This is a genomic window from Rhodococcus sp. Z13_19A (assembly GCF_058133575.1).
Window position 1 is genome coordinate 750,813 of the sequence record NZ_JBYUNN010000003.1, and the last position, 11,837, is coordinate 762,649.

General features: G+C 72.5%; 12 protein-coding genes. 6 read left to right on the forward strand and 6 right to left on the reverse strand.

From position 1 onward, the window contains the following. The first annotated feature begins 54 nt into the window (after nucleotides 1-54). Nucleotides 55-1,545, forward strand: coding sequence for a flavin monoamine oxidase family protein (locus AC3YNX_RS14675; RefSeq protein ID WP_489995903.1), 1,491 nt, complete (start codon nucleotides 55-57; stop codon nucleotides 1,543-1,545). A gap of 113 nt (nucleotides 1,546-1,658) precedes the next feature. Here the strand turns inward: AC3YNX_RS14675 and ilvC are convergent, their stop codons facing one another. The 3 genes from ilvC to AC3YNX_RS14690 are packed head-to-tail and all read right to left on the reverse strand — an operon-like array spanning nucleotide 1,659 to nucleotide 5,184. After that, nucleotides 1,659-2,672: a ketol-acid reductoisomerase gene (gene ilvC, locus AC3YNX_RS14680; RefSeq protein WP_127782668.1), complete on the reverse strand. Its 1,014-nt coding sequence runs from the start codon at nucleotides 2,670-2,672 to the stop codon at nucleotides 1,659-1,661. A gap of 53 nt (nucleotides 2,673-2,725) precedes the next feature. After that, nucleotides 2,726-3,226 carry an acetolactate synthase small subunit gene (gene ilvN / locus AC3YNX_RS14685; protein ID WP_127782667.1) on the reverse strand — a complete coding sequence of 167 codons (501 nt, stop codon included), beginning with the start codon at nucleotides 3,224-3,226 and terminating at the stop codon, nucleotides 2,726-2,728. After that, the gene (locus AC3YNX_RS14690; protein WP_489995904.1) at nucleotides 3,223-5,184 is read right to left on the reverse strand and encodes an acetolactate synthase large subunit; all 1,962 of its coding nucleotides are present in this window, start codon (nucleotides 5,182-5,184) and stop codon (nucleotides 3,223-3,225) included. Before AC3YNX_RS14690 ends, ilvN begins: the two co-directional genes overlap by 4 nt. Nucleotides 5,185-5,434: 250 nt before the next feature. On the opposite strand from AC3YNX_RS14690, the gene AC3YNX_RS14695 reads away from it, so the two are divergent. After that, nucleotides 5,435-5,950 carry a PH domain-containing protein gene (locus tag AC3YNX_RS14695; RefSeq protein WP_489995905.1) on the forward strand — a complete coding sequence of 172 codons (516 nt, stop codon included), beginning with the start codon at nucleotides 5,435-5,437 and terminating at the stop codon, nucleotides 5,948-5,950. Here the strand turns inward: AC3YNX_RS14695 and AC3YNX_RS14700 are convergent. Next, on the reverse strand, nucleotides 5,947-6,690 hold the full coding sequence (locus AC3YNX_RS14700) for a hypothetical protein (protein WP_489995906.1): 744 nt from the start codon (nucleotides 6,688-6,690) through the stop codon (nucleotides 5,947-5,949). The two genes, AC3YNX_RS14695 and AC3YNX_RS14700, sit on opposite strands and share 4 nt — an antisense overlap. Before the next feature lie 116 nt (nucleotides 6,691-6,806). Here AC3YNX_RS14700 and AC3YNX_RS14705 point away from each other — a divergent pair, with 116 nt between their 5' ends. Both AC3YNX_RS14705 and AC3YNX_RS14710 read left to right on the forward strand, forming a co-directional pair. Continuing rightward, the gene (locus AC3YNX_RS14705) at nucleotides 6,807-7,982 is read left to right on the forward strand and encodes a PQQ-dependent sugar dehydrogenase (protein ID WP_489995907.1); all 1,176 of its coding nucleotides are present in this window, start codon (nucleotides 6,807-6,809) and stop codon (nucleotides 7,980-7,982) included. A 19-nt stretch (nucleotides 7,983-8,001) separates the two neighbouring features. Further along, nucleotides 8,002-8,466 (forward strand): tRNA (cytidine(34)-2'-O)-methyltransferase, encoded by a 465-nt coding sequence (locus tag AC3YNX_RS14710; RefSeq protein ID WP_489983406.1) that lies wholly within the window; start codon nucleotides 8,002-8,004, stop codon nucleotides 8,464-8,466. A gap of 33 nt (nucleotides 8,467-8,499) precedes the next feature. On the opposite strand, the gene gatB is transcribed toward AC3YNX_RS14710, so the two are convergent. Beyond that, entirely contained in the window at nucleotides 8,500-10,008 is a 1,509-nt protein-coding gene (gene gatB, locus AC3YNX_RS14715; RefSeq protein ID WP_489995908.1) for an Asp-tRNA(Asn)/Glu-tRNA(Gln) amidotransferase subunit GatB, read from the reverse strand. A gap of 168 nt (nucleotides 10,009-10,176) precedes the next feature. On the opposite strand from gatB, the gene AC3YNX_RS14720 reads away from it, so the two are divergent. Together AC3YNX_RS14720 and AC3YNX_RS14725 are read left to right on the forward strand one after the other, a co-directional pair. Continuing rightward, complete coding sequence (locus tag AC3YNX_RS14720) at nucleotides 10,177-10,629, forward strand: MaoC family dehydratase (RefSeq protein ID WP_164860593.1); 453 nt, start codon at nucleotides 10,177-10,179, stop codon at nucleotides 10,627-10,629. A 19-nt stretch (nucleotides 10,630-10,648) separates the two neighbouring features. Beyond that, nucleotides 10,649-11,302, forward strand: a complete 654-nt coding sequence (locus tag AC3YNX_RS14725; protein WP_489995909.1) for a DedA family protein — start codon at nucleotides 10,649-10,651, stop codon at nucleotides 11,300-11,302. Here the strand turns inward: AC3YNX_RS14725 and AC3YNX_RS14730 are convergent. Next, nucleotides 11,256-11,816 (reverse strand): sugar O-acetyltransferase, encoded by a 561-nt coding sequence (locus AC3YNX_RS14730; protein ID WP_127784729.1) that lies wholly within the window; start codon nucleotides 11,814-11,816, stop codon nucleotides 11,256-11,258. The two genes, AC3YNX_RS14725 and AC3YNX_RS14730, sit on opposite strands and share 47 nt — an antisense overlap. Between the last annotated feature and the right edge of the window lie 21 nt (nucleotides 11,817-11,837).

Sequence of the window (11,837 nt, forward strand, 5' to 3'; positions counted from 1 at the left end):
GTGGGGCCCGCGGTGGGATAGACATGCACCACGGACGAGCACGGGGGGACCGTCATGGACGTCAGCAGCAGCAACCTCACTCGCCGTGGGCTCCTCGGCGGCCTGGCCGGTGGCGCGCTGCTGGCCAGTGCTACGCTCTCCGCTCCCGCGCGGGCGGCCGCCGCGGGCGCGCGGGGCCCGTTGCCGGGCACCGCCGACGTCGTGGTGGTGGGAGGCGGCATCTCCGGGCTGGTCACCGCGCGCGAGCTGGCCAGGGCGGGCCGGACGGTGGTGCTGCTGGAGGCCAGGGACCGGGTGGGCGGCCGGGTGCTCAACCACACCCTGGCCAACGGCTCGGTGATCGAGGCCGGTGGCGCGTTCGTCGGACCCACCCAGGACCGCATCCTGGCGCTGGCCGCCGAGCTGGGGGTCCCCACCTTCAAGGAGCACGTGGCCGGCGACAACATCTTCGCCGCCAAGGGCCGCACCATGCGCTACCAGGGCACCGTCCCGCCGGACCTGGCCATCGTGGTGGACGCCTTCGTGCTGCAGCTGCGCATCGACTGGATGGCCGGGCAGGTGCCGGTGGACGCGCCGTGGAGCGCCCCGCACGCGGCGGAGTGGGACGCGGTGACGGTGCAGGAGTGGGTGCGCGCCAACACCTTCAACCGGGACACGCTGACCTTGTTGCAGTCGTTCCTGCAGCCCACCTACGGCTCCGACGGCGAGGACGTGTCACTGCTGTTCTTCCTGTGGACCATCGCCTGCTCCGGCAACGAGACCACGCCGGGCAGCTTCGAGCGAGCCTCCAGCACCGCCAACGGAGCCCAGGACTCCCGGTTCGTGGGCGGCTCGCAGCTGGTGCCCCTGGCCCTGGCCCGCCAGCTGGGCGCGGTGGTGCAGACCGAGGCCGCGGTGCGACGCATCGCCCAGGACGACACCGGCGTGACGGTGACCAGTGACCGCGGCCAGGTGCGGGCGGGCCGGGTGGTGGTGGCCGCTCCCCCGCCCCTGGTCACGGCCATCGACTGGGACCCGCTGCTGCCTCCGCTGCGCCAGCAGCTGCTGACCCGGCTGCACCTGGGCACGCTGATGAAGGTGGACGCCGTCTACCCCTCGCCGTTCTGGCGCGCGGCCGGGCTGTCCGGCAGCGGCATCGCCACCTCCGGCGCGGTGCGCACCTGCTTCGACAACTCCCCTGCCGACGCCGCCGTGGGGGTGCTGCTGGCCTTCGTCGGCGGGTCGACGTGGCGCGAGTACGGCAACCTGCCCCTGGCGCAGCGCCGCACCGCGGTGCTGCAGGGCTTCGCCCAGCTCGTCGGCCCGCAGGCGCTCGACCCGGTGGAGTACGTGGAGCAGGACTGGACGCGGGAGCGCTGGACCAAGGGCTCGCCGGTGGCGTCGGCGGGCACCGGCACCACCACCGCCTACGGCGCGCAGATCCGGGTGCCCTTCGGGCGCGTGCACTGGGCGGGGACGGAGACGGCGACCTACTGGGCGGGATTCATGGACGGCGCGGTGCGGGCGGGTGAGCGCGCGGCGGCCGAGGTCTTGGCGCAAAGGTAGGGACACAGTTGTGACGGCCCAGCGGTGAATGATCCCGGGGCGAGACAGCCGTGCCCGCCGGCGCGGGAGCGCGGGCGGGCACGGCTGGTGGTGCAGCTGGCGGTGACCAGGTGTCAGGCCGTCTCGGTGATCGGACGGTCGACCCAGCTCATCAGGTCGCGCAGCTTCTTGCCGGTGACCTCGACGGGGTGCTCGGCGTTGGCCTTGCGCAGCCCCTCGAGCTCGGTGTTGCCGTTCTCCACGTTGGCGACGAGACGACGGGTGAACTCACCGCTCTGGATGTCGGCGAGCACCTCCTTCATCCGCTCCTTGGTGCCGGCGTCGATGATGCGCGGGCCGGAGAGGTAGCCGCCGAACTCCGCGGTGTCCGACACCGAGTAGTTCATCCGGGCGATGCCGCCCTCGTACATCAGGTCCACGATCAGCTTGAGCTCGTGCAGCACCTCGAAGTAGGCCATCTCGGGGGCGTAGCCCGCCTCGACCATCACGTCGAAGCCGTTCTTGACCAGCTCCTCGATGCCGCCGCAGAGCACGGCCTGCTCACCGAAGAGGTCGGTCTCGGTCTCCTCCCGGAAGGTCGTCTTGATGACGCCCGCGCGGGTGCCGCCGATGGCCTTGGCGTAGGACAGCGCCAGCGCCAGGCCGTTGCCGGTGGGGTCCTGCTCCACGGCGACCAGGCAGGGCACGCCCTTGCCGTCGACGAACTGGCGACGCACCAGGTGGCCGGGGCCCTTGGGCGCCACCATGGCCACGGTGATGCTGGGGTCGGGCTTGACCAGGTCGAAGTGGACGTTGAGGCCGTGGCCGAAGAACAGCGCGTCGCCCTCGTTGAGGTTCGGGGCGATGTCCTCGGTGAAGATCTGGGCCTGGGCGGTGTCCGGGGCCAGCACCATGATCAGGTCGGCCTCGGCGGCGGCCTCGGCGGGAGTGACGACCCGCAGGCCCTGCTCCTCGGCCTTGGCGCGGGACTTCGAGCCCTCCTTGAGGCCGACGCGCACGTCCACGCCGGAGTCCCGCAGGCTCAGCGAGTGGGCGTGGCCCTGGCTGCCGTAGCCGATGACGGCGACCTTGCGGCCCTGGATGATCGACAGATCTGCATCGTCATCGTAGAAGATCTCGACGCTCACAGTGTTTCCCTTCGATTGGTGACTTGAGTCTTGGTTCGTGCGGGCGCGGGTGGCTAGCGTGTCGAGGTGATCGACTTGGGGCCGCGGCCCAGCGCGACCACACCGGACTGCACGATCTCCCGGATCCCGTAGGGCTCGAGCAGCCGCAGCAGCGCGTCCAGCTTCTGGTTGGTGCCGGTGGCCTCGATGGTGATGGCCTCGTGGGCAACGTCGATGACCTTCGCGCGGAACAGGGCAACAGTTTCCAGCACCTCGCTGCGGACGCTGGCATCGGCCCTCACCTTCACCAGCACCAGCTTGCGGGCCACGGCGTTGGTGGGGTCCTGCTCGACGATCTTGATCACGTTGACCAGCTTGTTCAGCTGCTTGGTGACCTGCTCCAGCGGGAAGTCCTCCAGGGAGATCACGATGGTCATCCGGGAGATCCCGGGCAGCTCGGTCTCGCCCACCGCCAGGGAGTCGATGTTGAACCCACGGCGGGAGAACAGGCCGGCCACGCGCGCGAGCACACCGGGTTTGTTCTCCACCAACACGCTGAGGGTGTGGGTGCTCACAGGTTCTGTCCCTTCGGGTTCTGGTGCCCAGTGGTGTCGGTGCCGGTGCCCGCAGCACCGGTCTCGGTGGCCGCGTCCTCGGCGGTGGCCGCGGCGACGATCTCCGGGTCCGCGTCGTCGGTGTCGAACAGCGGACGGATGCCGCGGGCAGCCATGATCTCGTCGTTGCTGGTGCCTGCGGCGACCATCGGCCACACCTGGGCGTCGGCGCCCACGATGAAGTCGATCACGACGGGCCGGTCGGTGATCGCGCGGGCCGCCTCGATGGTGGCGGCGACGTCTTCCTCACGCTCGCAGCGCATCCCCACGCAGCCCAGGGCCTCGGCCAGCATGAGGAAGTCGGGGATGCGGCGACCGTCGGCGTCGCCGTGGGTGGACAGCCCGGTGTTGGAGTACCGCTCGTCGTAGAACAGCGTCTGCCACTGCCGGACCATGCCCAGGTTGCCGTTGTTGATGACGGCCACCTTGATCGGGACGCCCTCGATGGCGCAGGTGGCCAGCTCCTGGTTGGTCATCTGGAAGCAGCCGTCCCCGTCGATGGCCCACACCTCGGTGTCCGGCCGGCCCATCTTGGCGCCCATCGCCGCGGGCACCGCGTAGCCCATGGTGCCCAGGCCCCCGGAGTTCAGCCAGGTGCGCGGCTTCTCGTAGGAGACGAACTGCGCGGCCCACATCTGGTGCTGGCCGACGCCGGCGACGTAGATGGCGTCCGGTCCGGCCGCCTTGCCGATCTCGGAGATCACCAGCTCCGGGGACAGCGCACCGTCGGCGGGGCGGTCGTAGCCCAGTGGGAACCGGGTGCGGATGTCGTCGAGCTGGCTCCACCACTGCGTCAGGTCCGGCACGTCGCCCTCGGCGCGCTGGTCGCGCACGCACTCCAGCAGCTCGGTGATGACCTCCTTGCAGTCACCCACGATCGGCACGTCGGCGTGGCGGTTCTTGCCGATCTCAGCCGGGTCGATGTCGGCGTGGATGACCTTGGCCTCGGGGGCGAAGGAGCTGAGCACCCCGGTGACACGGTCGTCGAAGCGCGCGCCCAGGGTGATCAGCAGGTCGCTGCGCTGCATGGCGGCGACCGCGGCGACGGTGCCGTGCATGCCGGGCATGCCCAGGTTGAGGTGGTGGCTGTCGGGGAACGCCCCGCGGGCCATCAGGGTGGTGACCACCGGGACGCCGGTCAGCTCGGCCAGCTGGGCCAGCTCCTCGCCGGCCTCGGCCTTGATCACGCCGCCGCCGACGTAGAGCACCGGCCGGCGGGCAGCGGCGATCAGCCGGGCGGCCTCGCGGACCTGCTTGCTGTGCGGCTTGGTGATCGGCCGGTAGCCGGGCAGGTGGATCTCCGGCGGCCAGGAGAAGGTGGTGCGCGCCTGCAGCACGTCCTTGGGGATGTCCACCAGCACGGCGCCGGGACGTCCGGACTCCGCCAGGTGGAAGGCCTCGGCGATGGTGCGCGGAATGTCCAGCGGGTCGGTCACCAGGAAGTTGTGCTTGGTGACCGGCTGGGTGATCCCGGAGATGTCGGCCTCCTGGAAGCCGTCGGTGCCGATGAGCGCGGTGGCCACCTGGCCGGTGATCGCCACCAGCGGCACGGAGTCCATCTGGGCGTCGGCGATGGGGGTGACCAGGTTGGTGGCACCGGGCCCGGACGTCGCCATGCACACCCCCACCCGGCCGGTCGCCTGGGCGTAGCCGGTGGCCGCGTGGCCCGCGCCCTGCTCGTGGCGAACCAGCACGTGCCGAACCCGGGTGGAGTCCAGCATCGGGTCGTAGGCCGGCAGGATCGCACCGCCGGGGATGCCGAAGACCACCTCGCAGCCCACCTCCTCCAGCGAGCGCACGAGGGACTGTGCCCCGGTGACCTGCTCGGGCGGGGACGACACGCGGCGGCCGGTGGCCGGCGCAGCCGGGCTGCGCGGCGCGCGCGGGGTGGGGTGCGGGCGGGCGGTGGGTGCGCTCACTGCAGCTTCCTCTGGTCGGACGGGGCAACGGGAACGTGGCATGAAGCTCGGCGAACAACAAAAAACCCCCGCCGCGGAGACTCCGCTGTGCGAGGGTGGCGCATCGACGCTGTGGTTGAGCTGTTCGGAAGACGTCCGGCTCAGGCGTAGATGCGCCTGCCGAGTACGAGAGCGTCATGGTTCACACGTGTGACGTTAGCCGGGCGCCACCGGCAGCGTCAACTTGACCCACGGGTGCGACCATGGAGGCATGTCCCCAGCCGAGGCGAGCACCCCTTCCCGGGTCGAGCCCGCCCCCACCGCCGTGCTGCAGAACAACCGTGTCGCCCTGCTCGGCGTCGGCTTCCTGCTCGTCTGCCTCATCCCCGCCATGGTCGCCGCACCGCTCGTCTTCGGCTGGCTGGTGGTCGTCCCCGTGGTGGCCACGTGGTGGGTGCTGCGGATGCGCACCACGGCCAGCCCGGACGGGTTGCAGGTGCGCACCATGACCGGTGGGCAGTCCATCGGCTGGGACCGCGTGCGCGGCGTCCGGTTCCCCCGCCACCGGAGCACCCGGCTGGGCTCCTTCGGCCGGGCGGTGCTCGACGACGACACCGAGGTGACCCTGCCGTGCGTCACCTTCCGCGACCTGCCGGTGCTCTCGCTGGCCAGCGGCGGCCGGGTGCCTGACCCGTTCGCGGCCAGGGACGAGGCGGAGCTGGCGGACCAGGGTGCCGACGAGGCCCGCGACGACCCGGACCAGGACGAGCCCCGAGCCGAGCGCTAGGCGAGCTGGAGCTGCAGCACCGCGCCCACGGCGGCGCCCAGCACCAGCGCCACGGCGGCCGTGCGCAGCGGGGCCCGGGTCCACACCCGCCCGTGGTCCAGGCTGATCCGGCCCGCCCCGGCCAGGGCCAGCGCCACGGCCAGCACCCCCAGCCCGAGCAGCAGCTCGGGCCCCAGCGCGTGCACGCTCACCCCGAGCCCGGGCTCACCGATCACGGGGACACCCACGCGGGGCTGCTCCAGCACCTCCGGCAGCGCCGCCACCACCAGCGCCAGCACCGCACCGCTCGCCCACTCGGTGAGCAGACCCAGCACCAGCAGGACTCCCACCACCAGCTCGGCCACGCTCACCGCGGTGGGCAGCGCCTCGATGACGTGGCTGTCGCCCAGGACGCCCCACAGCTGGTGCGCACCGCGAGCCAGCACCAGCGCCCCCACCGCCAGCCGCAGCAGGAGCAGACCCAGGGCGGTGCCTGGCGACGGCCCGAGGCCTGGCGATGGACGGGTGCGGCGCTCCACGGGGACGGCCACCGCGCTGGTCGGCTCTGCGCTCTCGTCAATCTCGTCGTCGTCGTCGAGGCCGGGGTAGATCGGCGGCAGCTCCGACCGCTCGGACGCCGGCGGGATGTAGCGCGGGCTGGCGCGCTCCGTGGGGGCGATCACGCCCAGGCTGCCGCCGGGCAGGACCACCGTGGGCGGGCCCTGCTCGTCCGCGCTCGTGGGGCGGTCTCGCGGTGCCATGCGAGGACGGTAGGACCGCTCCCGCCGCATCCGGCGCAGCACGGCACCGGTGGCGTGTTGCGATTCGGTGAACGCTGCTCACCGCTGGCTCACCACCTGCCCAGTAGCCTGCTGTGGTGACCAGGTGCAGAGGCGGCGACCGGTGGGTCCGACGGCTGGCTCCGCTGGCCGCGGTGGCCGTGCTCGCCACCGGCTGCGCCCAGTTCGACGACCAGCCCGCCGGCGACTTCCGGCCGAACCCCACCCTGGGCGCCGGCCCGGAGGTCACCCCCCAGCTGCCCACCCCGCCGACCGCCCCGCCGGAGCCCGGCTCGCCGTCGAGCCCTGCGCCCAGCGCGACGCCGGCGCCGTGCACCGACCCCGACCCGGCGGTGGTGGCCACCTGTCTGGATCCCACGGCAGGGTTGGCCAAGCTGCCCGGCGAGGACGGCGCCCTGGTGGCGGAGCGCCGCACCGGCCGGCTGCTGCGGGTCGCCCCGGAGAAGGCGCCGGTGGAGCTGGCCCGGGTGCCGGTGGACGGCGCGGCCGACGGCGGGCTGCTGGACGTGGCCCTGTCTCCCAGCTATGCCCAGGACCGCCTGATCTACCTGTACACCACCACGGCCACCGACAACCGGGTGGTGCGCATCGCCGTGGGCGACTCCCCCAAGCCGGTGCTGGTGGGCATCCCCAAGGGGCCGCTGCACAACGCCGGCTCCCTCGCCTTTGACGCCAAGGGCAACCTGCTGGTGGCCACCGGCGACGCCGGCCAGCCCGCCGCCGCCGCCGACCCGGCCTCGCTGGCGGGCAAGCTGCTGCGGGTCACCCCGGCCGGGGCGCCGGCACCGGGCAACGCCACCCCCACCTCGCCGGTGGTGGCCAGCGGCCTCAACGAGCCCGGCGGGGTGTGCACCGACGGCGTCACCGGCAGCAGCTGGCTCACCGACCGTGGCGCCACCGTGGACCGGCTGCGACCGGTGTCCGCCACCGGCGCGGTCGGCGAGCAGGTGTGGACCTGGCCGGACCGGCCCGGCGTGGCCGGCTGCGCTGCAGTGCAGGGGCGCGTGTCGGTGGCCGTCACAACCGGCGCCGGGCTGCACGTGCTGAGCATCGGCGGCAACGGCGCCGTCACCGCGCCGCCGGAGGTGCTGGTGCCGGGCCGCTACGGCCAGCTCTACGGCGCCGACGTGGGCACCGACGGCGTGGTGTGGGCCGGCACCGTCAACAAGACCACCGGCGCTGCGGGACCCACCGACGACCGGGTGGTGCGCATCCAGCCGCCGGCGGGACAGGGTGGCGCAAGCTCGGTGTAGCCGGTCGTATGCTCACCCGGTGTTCCGGGTGATGTTCGTCGAGCCACGTATCCCGCCCAACACGGGCAACGCCATTCGCACCTCGGCGATCACCGGCACCGAGCTGCACCTGGTGCGCCCGCTGGGGTTCGACCTCTCCGACGCCAAGCTGCGCCGGGCCGGGCTGGACTACCACGACATGGCCTCGGTGACGGTGCACGACGACCTCACCGCCGCCTGGGCCGCGCTGGGCGAGTGCCGCGTGTTCGCCTTCACCGGGCACGCCACCACCCGCTACACCGACATCGACTACCGCCCCGGCGACGTGCTGATGTTCGGCGCGGAGCCCACCGGGCTGTCCCCGGAGGTGCTGGCCGACGAGCACGTCACCGAGCGGGTGCGCATCCCCATGCTGCCCGGGCGCCGGTCGCTGAACCTGGCCAACGCCGCCACCCTCGCGGTGTACGAGGCGTGGCGCCAGCACGGGTTCCCCGGCGCTGTCTGAGCCGGGCGCTGGCTGAGCCCGCGCCGGGCTCGCTCAGGAGCAGGCCTTGATGACCAGCTCGCGCACGCGCGCCGCGTCGGCCTGACCGCGGGTCGCCTTCATCACCGCACCCACGATCGCGCCGGCCGCCTGGACCTTGCCGCCCCGGATCTTGTCGGCCACCCCGGGGTTGGCGGCCAGGGCCTCGTCCACCGCCGCCTGCAGCGCGGAGTCGTCGCTGACGATGGCCAGCCCACGAGTGGCAACCACCTCGTCGGGCTCCCCCTCGCCGGCCAGCACGCCGTCCACGACCTGGCGGGCCAGCTTGTTGTTCAGCGAGCCCTCGGCCACCAGCGTGATCACCCGGGCCAGCTGCGCGGGCGTGATGGGCAGCTCGGCCAGCGCCACCTCGCGGGTGTTGGCCTGCTGGGTGAGGTAGGACACCCACCACGACCGGGCCTGCGCCGCGGGGGCGCCCGCCTCCACCGTTGCGGCCACCAGGTCCAGCGCACCGGCGTTGCGCAGGTCGCGCATCTCCTCGTCGGTGATGCCCCACTCAGCCTGGATGCGGGCCCGGCGCTGCCAGGGCAGCTCGGGCAGGGTGGACCGCAGCTGCTCCACCCACTCCGCGTCCGGGGCGACCGGGGTGAGGTCGGGCTCGGGGAAGTAGCGGTAGTCCTCGGAGGTCTCCTTGCGGCGGCCCGGGGAGGTGGTGGCGTCGGCCTCCTGGAAGTGCCGCGTCTCTTGCACGATGGTGCCGCCGGCGGCCAGCACCGCAGCCTGGCGCCGCATCTCGTAGTGCACCGCACGCTCCACGCTGCGCAGGGAGTTCACGTTCTTGGTCTCGGTGCGGGTGCCCAGCTCGGTGGCGCCCTTGGGCATCAGCGAGACGTTGGCGTCGCAGCGCAGCGAGCCCTGGTCCATCCGCACGTCGGAGACGCCCAGCGCCTGCAGCAGGTCGCGCAGCGCGGTGACGTAGGCGCGGGCCACCTCCGGCGCGCGGGCCCCGGCGCCCTCGATCGTGCGGGTGACGATCTCCACCAGCGGCACGCCGGCGCGGTTGTAGTCCAGCAGCGAGTGGCTGGCACCGTGGATGCGGCCGGTGGCCCCGCCGACGTGCAGCGACTTTCCGGTGTCCTCCTCCATGTGGGCGCGCTCGATCTGCACCCGGAAGGTCTCGCCGTCGTCGAGCACCACGTCGAGGTAGCCGTCGGTGGCGATGGGCTCGTCGTACTGGGAGATCTGGTAGTTCTTCGGCTGGTCGGGGTAGAAGTAGTTCTTCCGCGCGAACCGGCCCCACGGGGTGATGCTGCAGTTCAGCGCCAGGCCGATGCGCACCGCCGACTCCACCGCCGCGGCGTTGACCACCGGCAGCGAGCCGGGCAGGCCCAGGCACACCGGGCAGACCTGGGTGTTGGGCTCGGCGCCGAAGCCGGTGGGGCAGCCGCAGAACATCTTGGTGGCGGTCCCCAGCTCGACGTGCACCTCCATGCCGAGCACCGGGTCGAACCTCTCGACGACCTCGTCGTAGTCCATCAGGTCGACGGCGGTGCTGGCGGTCATCGGTGACGAGCTCCTCGCGTTGGTGCGGTGGACGGGCGCGGCGCGCTGCACGGCCGGTGGACCCGGCCGGGCGCCGCACGCCGGCGTTGTCCCCCATCCTAGGTGCCGTGCGACGATCGGAGTCAGCCCCGCACGGTCGCGGGGCCCAACTGCGAGGAGAGTCTGAACGTGCGCACCTTCCACAACGCCGACGAGCTGATCGCCGCCAAGGGCGAGACCCTGGGCACCAGCGACTGGGTGACCATCGAGCAGAGCCGCATCGACACGTTCGCCGAGGCCACCGGCGACCACCAGTGGATCCACGTCGACCCCGACGCCGCGGCCCAGGGCCCCTTCGGCAGCACCATCGCGCACGGCTACCTCACCCTCTCGCTCATCCCCATGCTGTCCTGGCAGGCGTACTCCCTGGAGGGCGTCAAGATGGGCGTCAACTACGGCCTGAACAAGGTGCGCTTCCCCGCGCCGGTCAAGGTGGGTTCCAAGGTGCGCAGCACCTCCGTGCTCAGCGAGGTCACCGAGATCGGGGGCGGCCTGCAGCTGGTCGTCACCGTCACCCTGGAGGTCGAGGGCGGCGACAAGCCGGTGTGCGTCGCCGAGACGGTCACCCGCGTCTTCTTCTGATCCCTGGTCTGCTGGTGCGATGAGCGACCTGGCCGAGCGGCTGCTGACCGAGGCACCGATCTGGGTGTACCTGGCGATCGCGCTCATCGTGCTGGTCGAGGATGCGATGTTCGTCGGCTTCGTCGTCCCCGGCGAGACCGCCGCGGTGGTCGGCGGGGTGGCCGCCAGCCTCGGCCGCGTCGACGTCTACCTGATGGCGGCGGTCACCGTGGCCGCCGCCATCGCCGGCGACAGCATCGGCTACGAGATCGGCAGGCGCTACGGCACGCGCATGCTGCAGGCCAAGGTGCTGGCCAAGCGCCAGGCGCAGGTGCAGTCCGCGCAGCACCTCCTGGCCACCCGGGGCGCGATCGCGGTGTGCGTGGGCCGGTTCGTGGCCTACCTGCGCGCGATCATCCCAGCCCTGGCGGGCACCGCCGGAATGCCCTACCGGCAGTTCCTGCTGTGGAACGCCGTCGGCGGGCTGGTGTGGGGGGTGAGCTGCGTGGCGCTGGGCTACCTGGCCGGGGCGTCGTACCAGCAGCTCGCCAGCGAGGCCGGCCGCGACATCGCGGTCGCGGTCGGACTGGTCGCCGTGGTGGCCGTGCTGGTCTGGCGGGTGCGCAAGCACCGCAGGCACAACGGGGTCACTCCCCCGGCGGGACCCGCCCAGCCCGGTCCAGCCGGCGGATGACCCGGCACGGGTTTCCCGCGGCGAACACCCCGTCGGGGACGTCGCGGGTGACCACGCTGCCCGCACCGATCACCGTGTTCGCTCCCACGCTGGCGCCGGCGCAGACGATGACCCCGCCACCGAGCCACGCGTTGTCCCCGATGCTGATCGGCGCCGCCAGCTCCCAGCGCGCCCGCCGCGCCTCGTGGTCGTCCATCGGGTGCAGCGGCGTGAGCAGCTGCACCCGCGGGCCGATGGAGACGTCGTCGCCGATGGTGATCGGCATGCAGTCCAACAGGATCGCGTCGTAGTTCAGGAACGAGTTGCGACCGATGGTGATGTTGTAGCCGAAGTCGCACTGCAGCCGCGGCATGATCCAGGTGCCGGCACCGACGCTGCCGAACAGCCGGTGCAGCACCGCGGTGCGCCCGGCGTCGTCGGTGGCGGCGTTGAACTCCGCCACCACCAGCTGGCAGTGCTGGCGCTCTGCCTCCAGCTGCGGATCGGCCGGGTCGTAGAGCTCACCGGCGAGCATCCGCCGCTTCTGCTCGCCGGC